The organism is Vallitaleaceae bacterium 9-2 (genome assembly GCA_038396585.1).
Taxonomy (GTDB): Bacteria; Bacillota; Clostridia; order Lachnospirales; family Vallitaleaceae; genus UBA1351.
Genome location: CP121691.1, coordinates 1371592 through 1394346 on the forward strand (window position 1 = coordinate 1371592; position 22755 = coordinate 1394346).

The window sequence follows — 22755 nt, forward strand, 5'->3', positions numbered from 1 at the left end:
TTCGTGTGGAATAGAAATTGTCAATAATTAATTATAGAGGAGAACTAATGGCTAAGTGGATATGGATAAAAAACACAATAGGTGAGAGTTTTTTTTCGTTATTTGCACTCATCAAGATGAAAAAAGCGAATAATAAGGAATATGAGCACATACAAGTAAACAAAATAAAATACGGGAAGCATGAGAATCAACATATGCTTGTATTTGAACCAATAAAAGACAGCGCAAAGCAAAAATTTATTTTCTTTATCCATGGGGGAGGCTGGACATCAAATAATCCGACTATGTTTAAATTTGTAGGTGGTTTTTTTGCACAAATGGGATATATGACCGTATCTGTGGGCTATAGATTGGCTCCGGATTATACTTATCCAACACAAATTGAAGATGTGTTTTCAGGATTTAAAAAAGCTTTTGATATAGTAGACGAAAAATATGTGGATAAAAAACAGGCAATAATAATAGGAAGTTCTTCAGGGGCGCACTTGGGAAGTATACTAGCCTATGATCAAAAAAGGCAAGCTGAATATAAAATAGAGTCAGACAGGATAAGTGGATTGGTATCAAATGCAGGGCCTTTGAACTTTAAGGTGTGTCAAAATCCTATAATAACAAAATTAATTGGTGATTTTATGGGAGGGTCTAAAGAACTAGAGCATGCAAGTCCGATGGAGATAATTAAAGACTATAAAGCCTTGTCAAAAATACCTACATTATGTATTCATGGAGAAAAAGACCCAGTAATTGAAATTGAAAACTCACAAACATTTGTTGATTATATCAATAATAAAAATAAGGGACAAATAGCTGAGGTATTTAAAGCAAAAGGAAGTTATCATTCTGACTTATGTGTGTATTTATTCTCAAAAGAGATAGAGGCTAAAAAAAAGCTTGTACAATGGTTACGAGATAGAGAATAAAATATGTTTAGAGTGGTTTTAAGATTTAACAATCTCTAATGAGCATTATATAGTTAAAGCTTCGGACACAAGTTACTACTAGCAATTTATAGGCAGATATAAATTCGTATCTGTCGTTATTAATGAAAGTGGAAGACATATGATTAGAAAAATAAAAAAAGACAATAGAGAATTAGAGACGATAATGGATATATGGCTACAAGCTACAATTATAGCACATCCATTTATTGAAGAAGAATACTGGAGAAAAAATTATATTCAAGTTAAAGAGAATTATTTACCAAACAGCGACACGTATCTTTATATTGAAGAGAGTAAAGTTATTGGCTTTATCAGTATCATTAACGAAGAATTTATTGGAGCCTTATTTGTATCACCAAAACAACAAAGATGTGGTGTAGGGGAAAAATTAATTAATTTTGCCAAGCAAAAATATAGTAAGTTAACCTTAGCCGTCTACTCAGAAAACAAAAATGCAGTATTATTTTATAAAAAGATGGGGTTTGAAATTCTTCAAAAGCAATTAAATGAAGATTCGCATGTGGAAGAGTTCGTTATGTATATGAAGAATGCATAATGCATACAAGGTATTCATAAAGATTTGCTAAGTGAGTTTGAAAAGAGGACGGCGTTCTTATCGGTCTAATTTTATAAAATACTTGATATTTAGTTTAGCTATAGAGGATTATATTTGTTGGGGAAAACCTGGTTTTTCCCTCTGTGAAGGAAAGGACATAGAATACGTGCGTTACACAGGGAGGTAGTTTGCAAGTGAAGAAAAAACGGAAATATTTGCAGACAGGGATGAGGTTATTAGCTTTATTATATATTTGCTTCATAAGTTATTTTGCCTTTATTTCTAAGCTAGCCGGAAGAACAAAGGGACATGTGAATCAATATAATTTGAAACCCTTTACAACAATACAAGGATATTTGGTTTTAGATAGTTTTAGTCAGATGCTGCAATTTACTATCAATATCCTTGGGAATATAATTGTATTCATGCCGGTGGGTATCTTTACATTAGTTTTTTTAAATATACGTAAAAAAAAGAATGGGTTTATAGTAGGTGCAATTGTCGGACTAGTTTTTTGCATGTGTGTCGAAGTGACACAGTATATATTATCCGTGGGCATATTTGATGTGGATGATTTGATACTCAATACACTAGGTGCGATTGTTGGAGTGTTTTTTTACTATAAAGTGTTAAAGATTATAGAAAAAAGAGGAGGAAGATATAATGTCTAGAAAAGTAATGGTTTATATAGCTACCAGCTTAGATGGGTATATCGCAACAGATAAGGACTCGCTAGAGTGGCTGTTTAAAGTAGAAGGCGAAGGCGATAATGGATATAGTGAATTCTACGATACGATAGATACGGTGGTTCTTGGAAGAAGAACATATGATTGGATTAGGAATTTTGAAGAAGAAAACTTTCCCTATGCAAATAAAAAATGTTATGTGTTCACTAGATCACCACATGTAACAGATGAAAATGTGGAGTTTATTCATGGAGATGTTTCTAAATTCATTAGTTCATTAAAAATGGAAGCGGGGAAAAATATCTGGATTGTTGGTGGAGGAGAGATTATATCTCAGTGCGTTAAAGAAAACCTTGTGGATGAGTTCATACTTTTTGTGGCACCAACACTCATTGGCAAAGGTATTTCTTTATTCAATCAACAAAATATCGAAGTAGAATTGGAATTAAAAAGTGTTCGACAATTTAAGCAATTTGCGCAATTGCACTATGTAAAAAAATAAAGTGTAAGGCATGAATTAATAGGCGCCTTGTAGATGAAGTAATCCCGTTATATTTATCTGTGATTTATCCGCGCCTATAATTTTGTTAAAGACTGGATTTTGAAGAACATAGATAACTGCAGACAATAAGAATGGAGAACAATATGAAATATACATACATTTTATTTGACCTCGATGGAACGTTAACGGATCCTAGAGAAGGCATAACTAAATCAGTCGCATATGCCTTAAACAAAATGGGACAAAAGAGTGTCAATTTAGATGAATTAACAAAATTTATCGGACCACCATTAAAAGATTCGTTTATGGATTATTATAATTTTACAGAGGATGAAGCAAATAAGGCGATAGAACTTTACAGGGAGTACTTTAAAGACATAGGGATTTTTGAGAACCATGTCTATCAAGGCATCCCAGAGCTTCTTAAAGCCTTGATTGAGCAAGAAAAAATATTGATTGTTGCCACATCAAAACCTACAGTTTTTGCAGAAAGAATTATTAGACACTTTGATTTGGAAAAGTATTTTAAGGTTATTATAGGAAGTAATCTTGATGGAACACGAACAAATAAGGCAGAGGTTATTGAGACAGCATTACTAGAAGCTGGTATTGAACAAAAAGATGATGTAGTGATGATTGGTGATAGAAAACATGATGTTATTGGCGCCAATGTAGTAGGAATTGATTCAATAGGCGTTGAATATGGATATGGTTCCTATGAAGAGCTGACAAAAGCAGGAGCTACGTATATTGTTAAAAGTACATTAGAATTGGGTAGTTTGCTTGAAAATATCGAATAAAAAAGCTACAATCATGAAAAACCAGTAAGAAAGTGATAAGGCTATTCATCTTATTTGAAATCCTAAAGAGGATAATAAACTAAAGGGGGATTACAATGCAGATAGGAGATAAGATAGATTTTGGCAAGTATACATGGAGAGTTCTTGATATTCAAGAAGATAAGATGTTGATTATAACAGAAAAAATAATTGATCAACGTCCGTATCATGAAGTATATGAGGATATTACGTGGGCAGAGTGCTCGCTGAGGCACTACCTTAATCATACGTTTTATGACAGTTTTGAAGAAAAAGATAGAGCAAGAATCCTAACCACAACGAATGAAAATGCTGATAATGAATGGTATGGGACAAAAGGTGGAGAAAAGACGCAAGATAGAATATTTTTACTAAGTATGGAAGAGGCGGTATGTAAATATTTTGGTGATAGTAGTTCAAAACTTTATAATCCAGGTAAAAATCAGCGGTATTGGTTCGAAAGAAAAGATATGAATAATAGCAAACGAACGGCATATTATAAAGAAGGGATATGGTGGTGGTGGCTTCGTTCACCTGGACGTGTAAGCGTAAAGGCAGTCTATATTCATGGAGATGGTAATATAGGTATTCAAGGCAATAATATCTTTAAAGGTAACATTAGCGAAGGTAAGTGTCGCGGTGGGCTAAGACCTGCTTTATGGCTACAACTATAAGACAGAAAAAAATATCATAGATAAAACAAAGGGGAACAACATGAAAACGACATTTAAAAAAGCACAAATTATAACAGTTGTATTAATGAGCCTTATACTTAGTGCTTGCTCAGTTTTAGAAACACCACAGATGTATATTGAAAGACTCTATTCTGAAAATCAATATCAGGAGATACTTGAACATTATAATCAAAATGAGCTGAGTATAGAAAAAGATTTTGAAACATTTTATCAAGTTGCCAATGCATATCACTTGACAGGCGAACATGAAGAGGCGTTAGAAGTTGTGGATACGCTACTTGACTATAGTGATATGATGAAGTATAGAATTTTAAAATATAACATTTTGGAGTCTTTAGGTGCATTTGATGTACAAGAAGAACTTGTTAAGGAGACTTTAGAGCAATATAAAGAAGAATATACTTTATTAAATGATGAAGAAAAATCCAACTATTGTTATTGGCTTATTCTAAATTATGAGAATGAGGAAGCTATAGAAAAATATGAACAGCTGCTGATAGATGTGTCTAATGATTCTATGAAAGATGCAATATATAATAATCTTTCATGGGCGTGTTTAAATATTTTTGATTATGAGAAGGCGAAAGAATATAGCTTAGAGTCATTAAAGCTGAACCCTCAAGATTCAATTACATTAACCAATCTAGGAAATAGTCATTATGGACTAGGTGAATATGAAAATGCAAGAGAAGTCTTTGAAGAAGCGATGCGTTCAAATCCAAACAATTCATATGCTATCTATGGTTTAGCGACGACGCTTGATGCACTAGAGGATGAAGAGGCCATTGCGTATTGGGAAAAATATATCGAACTTCAGCCATACGATATTGATGGATGGTATTCGATATATACGTATTATTTAGACTTAGAGGTTATGGATGAAGCAAAAAAAGCATTAGAAGAGATGGTTTCCATTGATCCAACAAAAAGCTATTACGTAAAAGAACTGCTTACATTATATAGTCAATCACAGGAGAGTGAAAAAATTGAAAACGTACTCGAACAATTTCGTCTCAATAATGAACCATTACAATATGATCTTTTATTAGCTGAATATACTTACACCTATGTAGATGAAGAGGAAGGATATGCGCTATATACGGATATGCTAAGCAATTATTCCTTAGAATATTATGATTTGTATTTAATACTAGAAAATATTTACCTCATGGGTACTGAACAAACAAGGGAGGATTTTTTAGAAAAAATAGAATTAACATATGGACGAACCTATCGACTAGACCTAGAGACAGAGTTTTACTATGATTATGATGAATACGAAAAACTTATTATTTCAGCTAAAGAGCTTATTGATATTGATAGTAGCAATACATATGCATATGAGTTGATGGCAGATGGATTATATTTTTTAGGGGACTATGAGAATGCATATAATGGGTACCGACAAGCACTTACTTTGGGGGAACCATCGTTCTATTTGAAGAGTTCACTTGCTGATTGCGCAATATATTTAGAAAAATTAGATGAAGCACAAGAGTTATTATATGAGTTATGGAGTGAAGATGAAGAAGCAGGAATTATTTATGTCTATAAAGCACGAATAGATATGCTTAGAGGCGATCAAGCGTCAGCAAAAGAGATGATGGACAAAGCATTAAGCATTTCACCATATTTAGAGTATGCTTTTGATGAATATGAAGAGCTACAGATTTTAAAAAAGGATTATGATTTAATAGCCTTGATACACTAGGAGGGTGAGATATGCATGAAGTTGTATCGAATGTAATTCAAAGATACTATGAGGTAGAGCCAATTGATATTCATCCGTTAGGAGGAGGCTTTTATGGAAAAGTCTTCTTGGCAACACTTGATAAAGCACCGTTTAAAGTTGTGGTGAAAATATATTTAAAGCTTGGATTGGCTCAAAATGAAGGGCTACAGATAGTAACGTTAAATAAGTATGGTCATATACCTATGCCAAAAGTATATCAGGTGCATCAAGCAGATCAAGCGCTTGGCTATGATGTACTCATGATGGAATATCTAGAAGGAGTCAATGCCGGAATACAACCTTCGGTTAATGAAGAGGCTTTGGATAATATTGCAGAAAAAATTATTGATAATCTGATAGCGTATCATTCAGTCTCCAATACCCAAGGATTTGGAGAATTAAACGCAACAGAATTTGTAAAGGATTGGCGTCAATATTACAAACCGATTGTTGATCGAATATTTAGTGCGGTACAAAGCTTTTATTCAAAAAAAATCTTATCCAAAGAAAATTTTCAAATTATAGAGCAAGCATACAATAACTTTGAGCATATTTTTTATTTACCGGTGACGACATCAAGTTTGATTCACGGGGATTATAATACATGGAATATTATGCTCAACGAAGAGTTGACAGATGTAAGAGCTGTAATTGACCCATTTGGATGCTGCTGGGGAGATGCAGAATATGATTTGTATCAACTCAATAATGCAAATGGAAGATACTTCTCTTTGTTGGAACGATATAAGAAGAAATGTTCTGTTAGCGAGAATTTTGAAATTAAGTTATGTTTTTATGAACTATTTACTGAACTTATGCATTATCATGATGCAGGAGTAAAATTGAGAGACGCTGATATTGCTGTCACGGCGTTAAAATTAAAAGAGCAAATGAACAATATATAATTTTTACGGGTAGAAGTGGAGGGTTAACATGAAAAAATGGTATAATGAAGAATATGAATGGAATATCGAGGTAACAGGTTTTTTACGTGGAGAAAAAACGGAAAGATATTGCCGAAATGGAGAAGAAATCGGGGATAAGTACAGTTGTACCTACGGCTGTCCGGTTAATGAACAAGGACAGGGGATTTGTTCAAAGACAATGATGATGATGTTTCCAATTATGGAAGCGGTTCGAAGTGGTGGTAATCTAGAAAATATTGGTGGTTCAGGCAAATATACAAAAGAACTTGTATGTCCTGATGGATGTGTTATCTTTAAAATGACAGCAACGAAACTAGGCAATGAAAATTTTCACAAAGGAAACTTCTATGAGTAAAGGAGAAATATATGAAACAAGCCATCGTTCATATAGCACTAGTAGTTGAAGATTATGATGATGCATTAGATTTTTACACAAAGACATTGGATTTTGAACTCATTGAAGATACCTATCAAGCAGAACAAGATAAGCGTTGGGTTGTTGTTGCACCGCCAGGATCAAGAGAGACAACAATTTTACTAGCAAAACCATCTAAACCAGGACAAGAGGCTTTTATTGGCAATCAAACAGGCGGCAGAGTGTTTTTATTTCTGAACACCGATAATTTTTGGAGAGACTATAACAAAATGATTGAAAAAGGTGTGGAGTTTGTGCGAGAGCCTAAATCAGCTGAATATGGTATGGTAGCGGTATTTAAAGATTTATATGGTAATTTATGGGACTTGGTTGAATTAAACCCCAATCATCCAATTATGAATCGATAATTGGCAATATAAATTAAAGGAGAAAAGACGATGATATCGATTAGACATGCTCGCGTTGATGAAAAACATAAAACGTATACCTGGCTATGTTTATCTGACACGGCGTCAATGCATATGGGCGCACCGGATTATCCAGAAGCACCAATTCCCACTTGGGATGAGTTTAATGAAGATTTTGATGAATTTTATTATCAAGAAGAAGCAAGAGATAAAGGGTCTGTTATGATTATTGAGCAAGATGGAGAGGAGATAGGGTGCGTTTGTTATGCATGCTTTCATCTAAAGCCACAAAAGGCGGAACTGGATATATGGCTTAAAGAACAAAAATATTGTGGATATGGTAATGGGACACAGGCACTAGAACAAATGTGTGAATATCTGCAACTACAGTATAATATAAATGCATATATTATTCGTCCGTCTATTAAGAACTTAAGGGCTGTTCGAGCTTATGAAAAAGTTGGTTTTAAGAAAGTGGAAGCTCAAAATAAAGCTAAAATAGTCAAAGAGTTTATACGTTCAGAGTACTTGGAAGAATTTGGAACCGGAGATTATGGATTTGATGGGACCCAAGTACTTATAAAAAAAATTAAGGAATAATAGGAAGGATCGCAAGGATGTCAGAGTTTATATATAAATTTATCCCGATGGAGGTTAATCATAGATTTAATGTTCATAAGAAAGAGGTGATAGATTTTTTAGATAAGCACATAGAGCGCTATGATAAAGTAGAATTACATCAATATGAACAGATTGAATTTATTGATTGCGGACAGAGGTTTGAATCAGTGGTATGTAACCATTGTCACCACAGTTTATTAAAAACATGGGGACAATTGATGAACGTAAGTGCACAAGGAAATTTCAAAGAACGATCCTTTATTACACCATGCTGTGGAAAAAAGACACAGCTTGATGCGTTAATTTATTATGGAGATTCAGGGTTTGCAAGGAGTTCTTTGGAAGTACTTAATCCATCAATAGATATTGAAGATATTGAAATTCATGTATTTGAAAAAGTCTTTGGGTGTCAATATAAGTGTGTTATTAGTCAGATATAGTTAAAAAAGGAGATGAGAAAATGCGAATTGATCATATTGCATTATGGACAAAACAGTTAGAAGCATTAAGAGAGTTTTATGTAACCTATTTTGAGGCAACGGCAAATACAAAATATGTAAATGAAAAAACCAGATTTCAATCTTATTTCGTATCTTTTTCTGAAGGAGGTCGAATAGAAATCATGCAAAGACCAACGGTTTCAGTAAGAGAACAACAAGAAGCAGAGTATCCAACGGGAATAGCACACTTTGCGATGTCTGTTGGAAGTCAACAAAGAGTCATTGATCTTACACGCCGGTTAAAAGAAGATGGATATGTTATTTTAAGTGAGCCTAGAACAACAGGGGATGGATACTTTGAGAGTGTTGTCCAAGATCCTGATGGCAATAGTATTGAAGTTACAATTTAATAATCGCTTTAAACGTCTTGAGGGGGATGCGTGTGAAAAGAAATTTAAAAATAGTAACATTTTTGGTTAATTTTCTATTTGGAATTTTGGGAATAATCATTGGGATAATGATGTTAAGAGAGTATGGGGTTTTTGCAGAATTTCCGGTAGAATGGGTAAGGGTACTGCGTGTTGAACGTTGGACACTGATTGGCATTTATATTATGAGTGTATTTGGCCTAGGCAATATTGTAGCTTCTGTTGCTTTTTTGAAGGGGAAAACCGTATATGTCCTGATGATGAGCATCGTATTATTTTTTAGTGCCTCACTTCAAATGATTATTCTAAATGAGGTGCTTTTGATTAGCGTCCAAGCAATTTTTATTAGTATTATTCAATTATTTTTATATTTATCTACTCACTTTGTGGAAAAAAAAGGTGGATGAATCAGTTGTTTGAGCAAAAGTTATATATAACAAAGCATGCGTTATGAACCATAGGCTAACAAGATATAATGAAAATGATATGAATGGAGGAGACATATGAGAGTATTGGTTCTTGGAGCAAGTGGAGCAACAGGTCAAAAAGTAGTTATGCAACTCGTTGATAAGGGCATACCGACACGCATTTTTATACGACATCATGCGACGCTTCAAAAAGAAATCAGTACTAGCTCACTGGTCGAAATAAAAACAGGCAATATACATGATTTTTCAAATGCTCAATTACAGTCGTTAATCGAAGGATGTGATGTGGTCATCTCATGCCTTGGACATAATCTTACAATGAGAGGAATCTTTGGACAACCGCGCTATCTAGTAAGTGATAGCATACGTCATATTTGTGAAGTGGCTGCATTGAATAATGACAAAAAGTTAAAGATTATCCTCATGAATACAACCGCATATACAAATAAGTTACTTGAGGAAAAACGCTCATTTTTGGAACGGGGTATTGATACACTGCTACGATTATGCTTGCCGCCACACCGTGATAACATGAAGGCAGCGGACTATTTATTACTGGAGCTTGGAAGACAAAAAGCATCTATCGAATGGGTTTCTGTACGGCCAGATACTTTAGTCGACCATAATATTGTAACACCATATAGAGTTGAGGCATCACCAACTCAAAGCCCTATATTTCAGCCTGGAAAAACCAGTCGCATTAACGTAGCCCATTTTATGGTAACGCTTGTTACAGATGCACCAACGTGGGAAAAGTGGAAATACCAAACACCAGTATTATATAATCAAGAACAAGAAAAAGAGTAAATTATTTAAAGGTGAAATTATGATGAAATTGGAAAAAAAAGACATGCAAGGGATTGCCCCCTTATTTAAACACTTAACAGATACGGTAATCTTATCATGTCTACAAGGATATATGGGACAAGCGTGGGCAGATCAGCGGGACCAACCCACTTGTGCACAGATAATTGTAGGTGACTTTTGCTTTTTTGCAGGGGATAGCTCATGTTCACAGGCGCGGGTTTTAGTTGAGAATATACCAAAAGAATGTGGAGATTCACTCTATATGATTTCGGGAGATGAAGGATGGGAAAACCTTGTTGAACAGACCTATGGTAATCGTTGTAGACGTTTTGAACGCTACGGGTTTTACAAAGGTAATGAAAAATTTGATGTGCAGCAACTTCAAGGATATATAGATCGATTATCTCCAATGTACGAGATAGTACCTATAGATTCAAAGATTTATGCGTTAGTAAAAGAAAATGTGTGGTCAAAAGATTTTTGTGCCCAGTTTTCATCCTATGAAGAGTTTAAACAGCTGGGACTGGGATTTTGCGTGCTACATAATAATGTTGTGGTTTGCGGTGCATCGTCATATTCAGTGTATGATGAGGGTATTGAAATCGAGATAGCCACAAAGGAAGGGTATCGACAGCAGGGACTAGCAACTGCATGTGCAGCACAGCTGATTTTGACATGCTTAAGTCAAGGCAAATACCCAAGCTGGGATGCAGCAAATAAAACATCTGTAGCTTTGGCTACAAAATTAGGGTATCGTTTTGATAAAGCCTATACCACGTATGAAGTATATAGATAATCTTGTGAAGGATAGAGGAAAAATTATGGAAGTCAATGAAAAAATCACGAAAATATATATGAGTGCCATTTTTTTATATCTTATTATATTAGTTACTGCAATGACAACACTTTGGTTGGGAACATCAAAAATTTTACCTGTAGTGGTAGTTCTTTGGGTGATTTTAGTCATTCCTTTATATTATGCACTTAAAACGATACAAGCAACAGGGATATATTTGTTGATTAATGGAATTATCAGCGGGATAACCGTAGCGATTTTTCATGTGCACTTTGATATTGAAGGAATGATTCATCCATTAGTTGCGGTTGGTTTTATCGGGCTCATTCTTGTTAATAGTCTGAGCATTCGCCACGGTGATACTAAACGAAAAATAGCGGCAATATATATTGGACTGGGCGTAGTAGGTCTGATTATAGGAGGCTATCTAACATTTATGGAAAGAGCGCAGGGAAGTTGGGTTTTGTTTTCAGCAGTTATTGTTCTGTGTATTAACATATCCATGTACTATTGGCTAAAGCAAGGACGTGTTCAACAGCTAGAGCGAATAATACGTCATTATAATATGTTAATATTTGGCGGTATTCTTTTTGTTATCCTCACATCGGTGACAGAAGGCGAAAACCTTGATTTTTTTGGAAGCTATTCGCAAGATACTCAAAAAAAGAATTAAATGCAATATAGATAAGTAATGAAAGTAGAGAAATTATGGATGAAAAAACATTGATTCAAAAGACGCAACAACCAATAACAATAAAACATATAGTTTCAGGTTTAAAAAACATGGGTATTACACCACGAGACAGACTGATTGTACATACATCTTTGTCAAGTCTGGGCTGGGTATGTGGAGGCGCTCAGGCGGTAATTATGGCGTTGATGGAAGTGCTTAATGAGGAAGGGACATTAGTTATGCCAGCCCATAGTGGCGACTGGAGCAATCCGGAAGAATGGGAACATCCTCCGGTACCCAAAGAATGGATATCGATTATTCATGAAAATATGCCGGCATTTGACCCTGCTATTACTCCAACTCGCGGTATGGGACGTGTAGCAGAGCTGTTTCGAACGCTTCCAGGAACACTGCGTTCCAATCATCCACAGGTTTCATTTGCCGCTAATGGGAAAGATGCACACGAGATTACTAAAGAACATCCACTAACACCACAGCTTGGTATAAAGTCGCCTCTTGGAAAACTCTATGAACTGGATGCAAAAGTGTTATTACTGGGTGTAGGATATGACTCATGCACAAGTTTTCATCTTGGAGAAGCATTAATCCAGGAGATGCCAGTAGAGCAATTAGGTACTTCGGTTTTTGAAGAAGGAAAACGGGTTTGGAAATGGTTCGAAGATGTTGTCTATGATTCAGAGGACTTCATAAAAATAGGAGAAGCTTTTGAAAAAGAACATGTGGTCCAAAGTGGCTATATCGGTATGGCGCCGTGTAAATATTTTTCGATGCGTGAGGGCGTGGATTTTTCTGTTCAATGGCTAAAAAAGAACAGGGAACTAAGGAGAGTATGAGAAAGGAGCTGTTATGGCAAGAAAGCTGTTTTGTGAACTCCATCCGCTAGCGTATAAGCTTGCTGTAATAAAAGGGATTCTGTGTCGAAAAATTACATGGATTAAAAATAGTAGTCAATATGCAAAAACTTTTTCGGAAGATAAATTACCACAAAAAATATACACACATTCCTCGTTGATACGAAGAAAATTAGGGGATGTAGATATGCGCCTTCAAAACAACAAAGCTATTAATTTGAGCCTAGCAGCGCCTAAAATTAATGGAGTGTTGATTCAGCCAGGTGAAACCTTTTCGTTTTGGCGACTTGTGGGAAATTGTAGTGAAAAAAAGGGCTATAAAGAAGGACTAGTTATAAAATCAGGAAAAATTAGTCAAGGAATCGGAGGTGGGATGTGTCAGCTAAGCAATTTAGTCCATTGGATGATTTTACATAGTCCATTGACCATTGTAGAGCATCACCATCATAATCAAATTGATATGTTTCCGGATTTTGGACGCCAAGTTCCTTTTGGGAGCGGAACGTCTATAATGTATAACTATTTAGACTATCAGGTGAAAAATGAGACGGATCAGACGTTTCAATTAATTGTATATACGACAGATACCCATCTTTGCGGGGAGCTAAGAAGTGAACGTGAACTTAGCCATTCATATCATGTATATGAAGAGAACAGCTGGTTTGTTAAGGAGCCAGATGGATATTATCGTACTAATGAGATTTATGTCAAAATAGTCAATAAGACGACAGGTGATGTAATAGCTAGACATAGGATTATTAAAAATTATTCTAAGGTAGTGTATGATGCAGAATTTATTCCCCTCGATAGAATAAAAGAGAAAAATTATAATGTAAGTGAAGCATAAAGGGAAGTATTCTATAAAAAAACCACATGATAAAGGCAAAGCATTTTATCATGTGGTTTTTTGTGAGACTTATATGAGTACTTGATTTAAAGATTCTTCAAGCGTTTTAAAAGAGTTAAGTCCGTGGACCCAATCCTTGGGTAGTTCATGATAGCCGTCCCTAGCTCCATATAACATGCCAAGGACCATACCTCTAGCTGCACTATCACCGCCGGCATAGGTGTTTTGAATAAGCGCTGATTCAAGAGTCTCTTCATTTAGCGCAATCGTTAAAACAGCAGGTAATGCAAAAGGCGAATGGCAATTTTGACCGATGGCTTTAATGCGCTCAACTATATTATCTGGACGAACACGTGCCTCATTATAGGATTGTGCAATAAATGGATCAATATCTTTATGGGATAGTAAACTTGTCTCAATAGAAGTTCCATGAAGAACATCTTTTAATACGCGGATAAGATAGCGAGCAATTGTTAATAATTGTGGGTCCGTATGTGTTAGGCGTATTTGATCAAGTATGTCTTCTTCTTGAATATCTTCAAGAGCAAACAGTGGTGCACTTCGAGCAAATCCACCTAATTCATCGCTATCTGAGCCGCGATTGCTATCTTGCAGGCGCTTTAACGATTCTTTGGAGGCCGCGTCAACATATATATCGCTGTTTGTCATTAAGGTTATCCACTCTTTTTTAAACGCATCGATATGGAAATCTTTATGTTTTGCGATGGATTTAAGCAAAAGTAAAGCCTGGTCTCCATAATGGGTAAAATCTCCTGCGGATTTATTCGGATGAAAATTAGTATGTCGAGGATCGGTATAACTGGAAATTGGTGCAAAATGTTGCTGTATTTTTGAAGTGTCATATATCCAGTGAGGGCCTAGCGCTATGGCATCGCCGATAAAGGCGCCGTAGATTAAGCCTTTAATAGTATTTTTATTCATGAAAATACCTCCTTTTAATCAATAATGGTTATCATTAGTATAACATAAAAAGATTGAGAGTTTCTATGGAATATGATAAACTTTCCTATATTGCAAAATACATTAAAGATATAAGATATAGAATTAAGATAAAGAAAGTAGTGAAATTGAATGAAATACATAAAATGGCTATTGCTAATCGTTGCTTTAATTTCGATACTCTACATAGGCAAAGAATTTTTTGCAAGAAATATGATGGTGAAAATTGATGACAATTTATCGATAGAATATATTCGACCAAAAAATGGTATGACTTTAACCTTTGGATCCGGTGGGATAAATCAAATTACAAGTATTGAATCCTTTGAGAATTATGAAAATATATTCCTGCAAGTTCTTAAACGTCCAAATAGACGATTTATTACAACAACGGATTGGATAGGACCCATTATTTTTAGTACACTCGATAATGTCGGTAAGCAAAGACAAGAAGCCTTTACCGGAGGATGGCATGGATTAAAAGAAGGAGAGGACCAAGTTCCTACGGCGACAGAAACGGGGAGGCGTATTTTTGTTGATGAACAATTGATAACAAAAAAAGGGAATTTTGTAGGACAAAAAGTAACACTCGAGGTGACAAATCAGATTAATGCATATAATAGCCAGAATCGCTTTTCACTAGAGGAAACGGTAACATATACTATACACCCGAATAAAGAAATACAGGTTCGTGTCAGTTTAAAGGCTTTAGAAGCAATAAGAGTTAGCCGATATTATGGTATGCAAGTCATTTTACCACCAGGTTATGAGCATATTTCATATATTCGAAAAGGCAATGTTATCGGAGAGTTCAATCAATTAGAAGAGACATATAATGCAGCATATACACCTGTAGATTCAATTGTAATTAGTGATAAGATAGAGGGAAACAATATATATGCCTCAATAAATTTAGAAAGTGACATCAATAATTTTCTATATAAGAAAGATGAAGAACCTTATGCATTTACGACAAATGACCGAAAGTCCTACTTTAATATCATTAACGGGATACCTTTATACTTAAATCAAGGGGAAGTGTTTGAGTGGGAGGGTATGTATCGTTTTGATTAATGGACAAGGAAGGAGACACAATGATACGCGCATTTTCCGGGAAGTATATTCTATTTGAAGATGAGAAGAATAAAAGAAAAGACCACTTTATTGTAATAGAAATCCTTAATAGAAAAATGGATACGATACAAGTAATTGTTTGTAATGAGACGGATTTAGTTTTGGCAATGGTTGTCGACAACATAACAGAAATCCGAGGATATCATCATTATCAACCAAAGGCAGATACGGTAGCTGCTTTTGGCATTGGAGGATTGAGTAAGTTAAGAACAGACCATAAGGAAGGGATGCTAGAAGGCCTAGCGGCGCAAAGACATATAGAGTATAATCAGTTTGCTGTTAACTTTGGAAAAGGGTTACTACAAGCGGATGAAATGTATGTTCAGTTTGTAGATAAATAAACCCACCATGACGTTTGAAGCCACGGTGGGAAATAAAAAGCATTAGAGATTAAAATTGCGTACAAGATCTTCGTAAGTATCACGACGTCGAATAAGATGATCGTTGCCATCACAGTCAATCAAAACTTCGGCAGGACGTAAACGATTGTTATAGTTGGAAGCCATGCAATATCCATATGCACCAGCATCTAAGACACCGAGAATATCTTTTTCCATTATTTGTGGTAGAAGACGGTCTTGTGCTAAGATGTCTCCACTTTCACAGATGTTTCCTACGAGTGTAACAGGATGGGAATTTTTTGAAGGAATATTTTCTTTTCGATATACTTCAATGTCATGATGGCTGTCATACATTACCGGACGTTTTAGAACATTAAAACCAATATCAGTGCCTACATAGGTAATGCCGAAGTTTTCTTTGATTGCATGGACTTCGCCGAGTAATACGCCGGCTTCAGCAACGACATAGCGACCGGGTTCGATTTTAAAAGTGACATCTTTTCCATAGTCCTTTGCAAAATCATGTAAAACTTTGTCAAGGCGTTCACCAAGATGCTTAAGGTTAAGACGAGGTTCAGATGATAATTTTTTGTAAGGAATACCAAAGCCACCGCCCATATCAATAAAATCAAGAGCCTCAAAGTTTTTAGCGATATCAAGGATGGACTGGGCACCCTCGATATATTTATCTCCATCCATAAACAATGAACCAATATGCTGATTAATACCGACGAGCTTAAGCGTGTAAGTTTCAAGAATTTTTTTAACAACAGGAATATCGTCGATTGCCACGCCAAACTTTGTTTTTTTACCGCCGGTAACGACTTTTTCATGATGTCCTGCACCAACCCCTGGGTTGAATCGTATGCAAATTTTACCGCCGGGATTTAACTTTCCATACATTTCAAGTTGAGATAATGAATCCACACTGATAGTGATGTCTCGTTCAATGGCAAACTGCATTTCATCGGCAGATACATTATTACTAATATATAGGATATCCTCGGGCTTAAAGCCAGCCAGTTCTTCAACATAGATTTCACCTGGACTCATAGCATCAGCATTTAAGCCTTCTTCTTTGGCGATTTTGAGCAAACTGAGATTTCCATTAGCTTTTACAGAAAAATTAACGGAAAAATTTTTATAGGTAACAAGATTTTTGAGTTCGCGACAGCGCTCACGAAAAATTGATTCATTGTAGACATAGAGCGGGGAACCATATTTTTCAACTAGTTCGATGGGAGAAGTGTTTCCATAAAAGTTATTGGCTTGTGTAACAGCATTATTTAATCCTAACATGCTAGTGTCTCCTTTCGGTGATAAGGGTTATTTCATCAATAATTGATTCGCGAATAATATGTACTAATGTTTCATTTTTTGAATATAAACATTGATGCAAAGTACCTGCAAGAATTTCTTCGGTATCCGCGATGACTTTAATTGAAGCAAGTCGATCGGAATGATAGTAGGTGTGTTCGCCACAAGAAATATCTCTTGAAGATAAAATGACAACTTTGAGTTTTTTCTCACAAGCAATAATCAGCTCTTCTTCAATTTGATCTAGAATGTGATGATCAATAGACAAATATATTCGTGACTTTGCTTGAAGAACCATATTTTTGAGACGATCCAATATCGCATTCTCGCCAGAAACCGTTAAATAGGGTTCACTTGTTAATGGCTGTGTTGATAGACGCTCTTCAATTGAGGTGAGCACCTTGGAAAAGTCGCGTTTGGCATTAGCGATAAGATCTTCTTTGGAAATAGCAACATAGTGAACCGGATTACCATCAATAGTATATGCAAAGCCTTTGTCCACCAGATTAGACAGCGACGCGTATGCATTTGAACGCGAGATGCCACTGATCTTTGCCGCTTCATATCCTGTCATGCTTTGTGATTGACAGAGATTAATATACAAAATAGCCTCTTGTTGTGTTAAGCCTAATTTTTTCAAGGCTTCTTGTAGGTTCATATTGAAACCTCACTTTCGAGATATAGTGTTACTTCTTGGTACCACTATACAGATAAAGAAAGGTTTTGTCAATACCAAAATTATGCTATAATACAGGACAAAGCGACAATGTAGTCTTCTGTGCTTAGCGTACTCGCAATCCCTAAGTTCTTAGGAGCAAGGACTATAGAATGACAATGAAGGAGTAATCATGGATATTTTTGATATGATACAAAACAAGACATTAGAAAAAGATGCGCCCTTGGCAGCGCGTATTCGTCCTAAGACATTGGATGAAGTTGTTGGTCAAGAGCATATATTAGGAAAAGATAAATTATTGTATCGTGCAATAAAAGCAGATAAATTAGGTTCGTTGATACTTTATGGTCCGCCAGGAACGGGAAAGACGACGTTGGCAAAAGTCATTGCCAATACTACAAAGTCACACTTTATTCAGCTTAATGCAACGATTGCAGGCAAAAAAGATATTCAGCAGGTTGTTGAAGAAGCCAAAGATAATCTTTCATTAACAATGAAAAAAACGATTTTATTTATTGATGAGATTCATCGCTTCAATAAGGCGCAACAAGATGCATTGTTGCCCCATGTCGAAGATGGGACCGTAACCCTTATCGGTGCAACGACAGAAAACCCTTACTTTGAAGTGAACAGTGCATTGGTTTCACGATCGAGAATTTTTGAATTAAAGCCATTGACTTCTGAAAATATCAAGGCATTGATATATCGAAGTATCCAAGAAGATATCCGATTAAAAGAACAAAAAATCGACATAGAAGAGGCGGCAGTTACATTTCTTGCAGATATCTCAGGAGGAGATGCAAGAGCAGCGCTTAATGCAATTGAGCTGGCTAGTTTGACGACAGATCCTGATGAAGCAGGCGTAATACATTTGACTTTGCCTGTGGTGGAAGAGTGCATCCAAAAACGAGCGATTGGCTATGATAAAAAAGGTGATAATCATTATGATACGATTTCAGCGTTTATTAAAAGTATGCGAGGTTCGGATCCGGATGCTGCAATCTATTATCTTGCGCGTATGCTGTATGCAGGAGAGGACCCAAAGTTCATTGCAAGGCGCATTGTGATTTGTGCAGCTGAAGATGTGGGAAATGCAGATCCTCAAGCCTTAGTTCTTGCCAACGCAGCAGCTTCAGCAATTAATTTTATAGGAATGCCAGAGGGCCAAATCATCCTTTGTCAAGCTGCAGCCTATGTCGCAACAGCGCCAAAGTCTAATGCGGCAGTTAATGCAATTTTTGCCGCATTAGCGGATGTCAAAGAGCAGTCCATAAAAACTATTCCACCACATCTACAAGATGCGCATTATCGCGGAGCAGGTGATTTGGGGCATGGAATAGGATATAAATATGCTCATGATTATAAAAACCACTATGTTGAGCAGCAGTTTTTACCAGATGAACTTGTAGGTACAACATATTATGCACCTGCTAATCATGGATATGAAAAAAAGATTCAAGAGTGGATGGCGTTTATTCAAGATGAAGCTAAAGATAAAAAAAATTAGTCTTTATCTTGTTCATCGTCCCAAAAGCCCATTCGACGTTGTAAGATAATGAGGAAATATGTTATAATGCTGAAAAACGTTGTATATGCAAATAGATGCAAAGCACGTTCAAACTGACCAAAAATAAATGCGCCAAAGGTTATTACGTAGAGAATGACTAGAAAAGCTAATAGCAGATAAATAAATCCTTTGCGTAGTTTTTGTTTGTTCATAAAAACCTCCGTTAATAATAAGTATTCTATGATATTAACGTATTTTTAATGAATATACAAGCCAAAATCAACAGAACCATTGGAGGAAATTATGAAAAAAATATTGAGCTTAGTGGGAATACTTTGGCTAAGTAGCATGCTGATGATTGGATGCTCTCAAAAAGTTTCCAAAGAATATTATGCAATACTTGAAGAAAGTCAAATGCTGATTGACCAAAGTTCGAATTATACAGAGGCAGAAGAATTGATTGATAAAGCCATACAAATGTATCCTGAGGCACCTGAAGCTTATGTTCAGGCAGGATATATACATTTGGTTCGTGGAGAATACAATCAAGCCAATGATATGTTTGATAAAAGTATTAAATATGAAGAAAATTTTCAAGATAAGGAAAGTAAATATTTTGCATACTTAAATATCGGCAATTTAAAATATCAACAACATCAATCAAAACGTGGTTTGGAATATTTACAAAAAGCCTTAGCTATTAATGATGATGATCCGGCAGTATATAATGCATTAGGATTGGTATATGTGGACTTACAAGAATGGGATAAGGCTATCGAACATTATGATAAAGCCTTAGAGATTGATACAGGATATTTTTATACATATGCAAATATTGCTTCACTCTATCAAAAGCGTGGTGATTATGAACGGGCAATGAATGAAATCAATACGGCAATAGCTATTAATGATCAGATTCCACATTTTTTCATCATCAAAGGTGACATTGAGATGGCGATGAATGAGCTAGAGACAAGTATTGAAACTTTTAGTGAAGCGATTATGCGCTGGAGCAGCTATCCTGATGCATATTATAAGCGAGGTGAAGCCTATTTACTTCAATCGGAATATCTAAAAGCCATCAATGACTTTGCATTTGCACGAGATTCAGGAATTAAAGAAGCTATACTTGGCATGGGATATTCGTATCAAGGACTAGAGCAATATAGTGATGCCATTGATTCGTTTAAGCTATATATAGAATCAATCGACACGATTGACCTACGAGCAATCTATGAAATGGGTGTTAGTTATTATCAGCTGGAGCAGTATGAACAAGCGATCACGGCCTTTGATCAATTATTGGAGTATGCACCAGAAGATACAGAGGCCATGCTAATTAAAGCATATGCTTATGAGAAAAACAACGACTATGAAACAGCATATATAATTTTGGAAGAAATCCTTGCACTTGATCCAGAGCATCAAGCAGCTTTAGAAGAGATTGCTTTTATTGAAAAAAATAATTTATTGAAAGAATAGGTGAGAAAAATGACAGATCAAGCCTTAACGACAGAGCAAGAAATAGAAAAAGTCATCCTTGTTGCGGTATGCGACAAAGGAAGTGTTGAACGTGCAGAAGAATCATTAGAAGAGTTGGCGGAACTTGCAAAAACTGCAGGGGCGCTTACGGTAGATAAGGTGATTCAAAGTCGCGACAAAGTTCATCCGGCAACATATGTAGGAAAGGGAAAGATTGAAGAAATTGCAGATCTTCTTTTCATGCATAAAGCGACAGGGATTATCACGGATGATGAATTATCACCGGCTCAGATAAAAAATCTTGAAAAAGAACTAGATACAAAAGTGATGGATCGTTCGTTGCTTATCTTAGATATTTTTGCGCGACATGCCCATACAAGAGAAGGAATCCTTCAGGTGGAATTGGCTCAGTTAAATTATCGTGTATCCAGATTAATTGGGTTGGGGCAAAGCCTATCAAGATTAGGGGGAGGTATTGGAACCAGAGGACCAGGAGAAAAGAAGTTAGAAACGGATCGACGCCATATTCGACGTCGCGTAGCCCAATTGCGCTCGGAATTAGATGAAGTAAAAAAACATCAGCAACTGCTTCGGGATAATAGAAAAAAACAAAACAAACCCATTGTTGCTATCGCAGGCTATACCAATGCTGGTAAATCCACATTGATGAATAAATTGACGGATGCACAGGTTTTGGAAGAAGATCAGCTTTTTGCAACACTGGATCCGACAACTCGCCAACTAGAACTGCCGGAAGGAAAAGAAATTCTCCTAACAGATACCGTTGGGTTTATTCATAAGTTACCGCATCATTTAATAGAAGCTTTTCATTCAACGTTGGAGGAAGTTGCATTTGCAGATGTCATTGTTCACGTAGTTGACGGAGCAAACCCATCGTTTGAAAAGCATATGCAAGTGGTTTATGATACATTAAAGCGTTTGGATGCATTAACAATTCCTGTTATTACAGTATTTAACAAAATGGATAAAACCATATGGAATAAAGAACAGCTCCAAGACAAACGGGCAGATAGCGTATTTTATATTTCGGCAAAAACTGGCCAAGGTGTTGATGAAGTCATCCATTATTTAGAAGAAAAATTACGTGATGGATTACAGCATATTAAAGTCAAGATTCCTTACGACCAAGCACAACTGGTACAGAATATCCGTACATACGGACAATTGATTGAAGAAAGATTTGATGCAGATGGAATATATATTGAAGCCTATTTAGAAGAAGCTTTAGTGAACAAATATGAATTATAAGTTTAGGAAAAACTTTTTACAGCGCATTAAGAACTTATTTATTCCTATAGTACTTGTAGGAGGTGTGCTACTTATCTTTAGTGCATGGACCAAATATCAGGGATATCCTACAATCTGTCCAATAAAATTGACAACCGGATTGCCTTGTCCAGGATGTGGTATGACACGAGCGCATATTGCACTCTTAAACTTAGATTTATCACAGGCACTTTATTATCATCCATTATTTTTCGTTCCTGCAGGGGTATTTGCCATCTTTTTGTTTCAAGATATTCGATGGGTTTATCGATTGCATCATTCAAAATGGTTTTATCCGTTACTAGTGATGGTGGTTATAGGTGTATATATTTATCGTATGTTGCTGCGCTTTCCTTTTGAAGAGCCTCTAGAATATTCAGAAAAGAATTTTTTAAAACAAATATGGGATAATATACCTAGATAATCAACACTATATGTAGTGGTTAGTTCAAAAATTAAACACTGCATGTAGTGTTTTTGTGTTGACGTATAATATGTGG

29 protein-coding genes are annotated in these 22755 nt (G+C 35.7%); 25 read left to right on the forward strand and 4 right to left on the reverse strand.

Translation table 11 applies throughout. The features are described 5' to 3' along the window. Positions 1–47 precede the first annotated feature (47 nt). The 19 genes from QBE53_06455 to QBE53_06545 all read left to right on the forward strand — a co-directional run bounded on the left by QBE53_06455 (position 48) and on the right by QBE53_06545 (position 13551). Positions 48–920, forward strand: a complete 873-nt coding sequence (locus QBE53_06455) for an alpha/beta hydrolase (GenBank protein WZL82749.1) — start codon at positions 48–50, stop codon at positions 918–920. 139 nt (positions 921–1059) lie between these two features. Beyond that, positions 1060–1497: an N-acetyltransferase gene (locus QBE53_06460; GenBank protein WZL82750.1), complete on the forward strand. Its 438-nt coding sequence runs from the start codon at positions 1060–1062 to the stop codon at positions 1495–1497. A gap of 194 nt (positions 1498–1691) precedes the next feature. Then, complete coding sequence (locus tag QBE53_06465; protein ID WZL82751.1) at positions 1692–2168, forward strand: VanZ family protein; 477 nt, start codon at positions 1692–1694, stop codon at positions 2166–2168. Next, on the forward strand, positions 2161–2685 hold the full coding sequence (locus QBE53_06470; GenBank protein WZL82752.1) for a dihydrofolate reductase family protein: 525 nt from the start codon (positions 2161–2163) through the stop codon (positions 2683–2685). Before QBE53_06465 ends, QBE53_06470 begins: the two co-directional genes overlap by 8 nt. Before the next feature lie 143 nt (positions 2686–2828). Then, a complete protein-coding gene (locus QBE53_06475) occupies positions 2829–3485 on the forward strand; it encodes an HAD family hydrolase (protein WZL82753.1) in 657 nt (218 codons plus the stop codon). A 95-nt stretch (positions 3486–3580) separates the two neighbouring features. Further along, positions 3581–4177, forward strand: a complete 597-nt coding sequence (locus QBE53_06480) for a DUF6273 domain-containing protein (GenBank protein WZL82754.1) — start codon at positions 3581–3583, stop codon at positions 4175–4177. A gap of 40 nt (positions 4178–4217) precedes the next feature. Next, positions 4218–5909, forward strand: coding sequence for a tetratricopeptide repeat protein (locus QBE53_06485; protein ID WZL82755.1), 1692 nt, complete (start codon positions 4218–4220; stop codon positions 5907–5909). Between the two features lie 11 nt (positions 5910–5920). Further along, complete coding sequence (locus QBE53_06490; GenBank protein ID WZL82756.1) at positions 5921–6835, forward strand: phosphotransferase; 915 nt, start codon at positions 5921–5923, stop codon at positions 6833–6835. Between the two features lie 28 nt (positions 6836–6863). Next, positions 6864–7211 carry a TIGR04076 family protein gene (locus tag QBE53_06495; protein ID WZL82757.1) on the forward strand — a complete coding sequence of 116 codons (348 nt, stop codon included), beginning with the start codon at positions 6864–6866 and terminating at the stop codon, positions 7209–7211. An 11-nt stretch (positions 7212–7222) separates the two neighbouring features. Next, positions 7223–7639, forward strand: coding sequence for a VOC family protein (locus QBE53_06500; GenBank protein WZL82758.1), 417 nt, complete (start codon positions 7223–7225; stop codon positions 7637–7639). A gap of 30 nt (positions 7640–7669) precedes the next feature. Beyond that, on the forward strand, positions 7670–8239 hold the full coding sequence (locus QBE53_06505; GenBank protein ID WZL82759.1) for a GNAT family N-acetyltransferase: 570 nt from the start codon (positions 7670–7672) through the stop codon (positions 8237–8239). A 17-nt stretch (positions 8240–8256) separates the two neighbouring features. Further along, positions 8257–8700 (forward strand): hypothetical protein, encoded by a 444-nt coding sequence (locus tag QBE53_06510; protein WZL82760.1) that lies wholly within the window; start codon positions 8257–8259, stop codon positions 8698–8700. A gap of 20 nt (positions 8701–8720) precedes the next feature. Further along, positions 8721–9110 (forward strand): VOC family protein, encoded by a 390-nt coding sequence (locus tag QBE53_06515; GenBank protein ID WZL82761.1) that lies wholly within the window; start codon positions 8721–8723, stop codon positions 9108–9110. A gap of 32 nt (positions 9111–9142) precedes the next feature. After that, complete coding sequence (locus QBE53_06520; GenBank protein WZL82762.1) at positions 9143–9535, forward strand: hypothetical protein; 393 nt, start codon at positions 9143–9145, stop codon at positions 9533–9535. A 96-nt stretch (positions 9536–9631) separates the two neighbouring features. Next, positions 9632–10363 (forward strand): SDR family oxidoreductase, encoded by a 732-nt coding sequence (locus QBE53_06525; GenBank protein WZL82763.1) that lies wholly within the window; start codon positions 9632–9634, stop codon positions 10361–10363. Positions 10364–10382: 19 nt separating this feature from the next. Further along, positions 10383–11159 carry a GNAT family N-acetyltransferase gene (locus QBE53_06530; protein ID WZL82764.1) on the forward strand — a complete coding sequence of 259 codons (777 nt, stop codon included), beginning with the start codon at positions 10383–10385 and terminating at the stop codon, positions 11157–11159. A gap of 25 nt (positions 11160–11184) precedes the next feature. Continuing rightward, positions 11185–11832, forward strand: coding sequence for a hypothetical protein (locus QBE53_06535; GenBank protein ID WZL82765.1), 648 nt, complete (start codon positions 11185–11187; stop codon positions 11830–11832). Between the two features lie 35 nt (positions 11833–11867). Beyond that, positions 11868–12686: an AAC(3) family N-acetyltransferase gene (locus QBE53_06540; GenBank protein WZL82766.1), complete on the forward strand. Its 819-nt coding sequence runs from the start codon at positions 11868–11870 to the stop codon at positions 12684–12686. A 13-nt stretch (positions 12687–12699) separates the two neighbouring features. Then, complete coding sequence (locus QBE53_06545; protein ID WZL82767.1) at positions 12700–13551, forward strand: VanW family protein; 852 nt, start codon at positions 12700–12702, stop codon at positions 13549–13551. Between the two features lie 69 nt (positions 13552–13620). Here QBE53_06545 and QBE53_06550 read toward each other — a convergent pair whose 3' ends face one another. Further along, a complete protein-coding gene (locus QBE53_06550; protein ID WZL82768.1) occupies positions 13621–14493 on the reverse strand; it encodes an ADP-ribosylglycohydrolase family protein in 873 nt (290 codons plus the stop codon). A 150-nt stretch (positions 14494–14643) separates the two neighbouring features. On the opposite strand from QBE53_06550, the gene QBE53_06555 reads away from it, so the two are divergent. Both QBE53_06555 and QBE53_06560 read left to right on the forward strand, forming a co-directional pair. Then, on the forward strand, positions 14644–15585 hold the full coding sequence (locus tag QBE53_06555) for a hypothetical protein (protein ID WZL82769.1): 942 nt from the start codon (positions 14644–14646) through the stop codon (positions 15583–15585). Between the two features lie 20 nt (positions 15586–15605). Then, positions 15606–15986 carry a hypothetical protein gene (locus QBE53_06560; protein WZL82770.1) on the forward strand — a complete coding sequence of 127 codons (381 nt, stop codon included), beginning with the start codon at positions 15606–15608 and terminating at the stop codon, positions 15984–15986. 42 nt (positions 15987–16028) lie between these two features. On the opposite strand, the gene lysA is transcribed toward QBE53_06560, so the two are convergent. Then, positions 16029–17285, reverse strand: coding sequence for a diaminopimelate decarboxylase (gene lysA / locus QBE53_06565; GenBank protein ID WZL82771.1), 1257 nt, complete (start codon positions 17283–17285; stop codon positions 16029–16031). A 1-nt stretch (position 17286) separates the two neighbouring features. After that, positions 17287–17961 (reverse strand): helix-turn-helix domain-containing protein, encoded by a 675-nt coding sequence (locus QBE53_06570; GenBank protein WZL82772.1) that lies wholly within the window; start codon positions 17959–17961, stop codon positions 17287–17289. A gap of 190 nt (positions 17962–18151) precedes the next feature. On the opposite strand from QBE53_06570, the gene QBE53_06575 reads away from it, so the two are divergent. After that, positions 18152–19486: a replication-associated recombination protein A gene (locus QBE53_06575; GenBank protein WZL82773.1), complete on the forward strand. Its 1335-nt coding sequence runs from the start codon at positions 18152–18154 to the stop codon at positions 19484–19486. Here QBE53_06575 and QBE53_06580 read toward each other — a convergent pair. Then, a complete protein-coding gene (locus tag QBE53_06580) occupies positions 19483–19698 on the reverse strand; it encodes a hypothetical protein (protein ID WZL82774.1) in 216 nt (71 codons plus the stop codon). The genes QBE53_06575 and QBE53_06580 overlap by 4 nt on opposite strands. Before the next feature lie 91 nt (positions 19699–19789). Here QBE53_06580 and QBE53_06585 point away from each other — a divergent pair, with 91 nt between their 5' ends. Genes QBE53_06585 through QBE53_06595 form a run of 3 tightly spaced genes read left to right on the forward strand, consistent with a single transcriptional unit; the run spans position 19790 to position 22679 of the window. Further along, entirely contained in the window at positions 19790–20968 is a 1179-nt protein-coding gene (locus QBE53_06585; GenBank protein ID WZL82775.1) for a tetratricopeptide repeat protein, read from the forward strand. Between the two features lie 9 nt (positions 20969–20977). Next, complete coding sequence (gene hflX / locus QBE53_06590; GenBank protein ID WZL82776.1) at positions 20978–22237, forward strand: GTPase HflX; 1260 nt, start codon at positions 20978–20980, stop codon at positions 22235–22237. Continuing rightward, positions 22227–22679: a DUF2752 domain-containing protein gene (locus QBE53_06595; protein ID WZL82777.1), complete on the forward strand. Its 453-nt coding sequence runs from the start codon at positions 22227–22229 to the stop codon at positions 22677–22679. Before hflX ends, QBE53_06595 begins: the two co-directional genes overlap by 11 nt. Positions 22680–22755 lie beyond the last annotated feature (76 nt).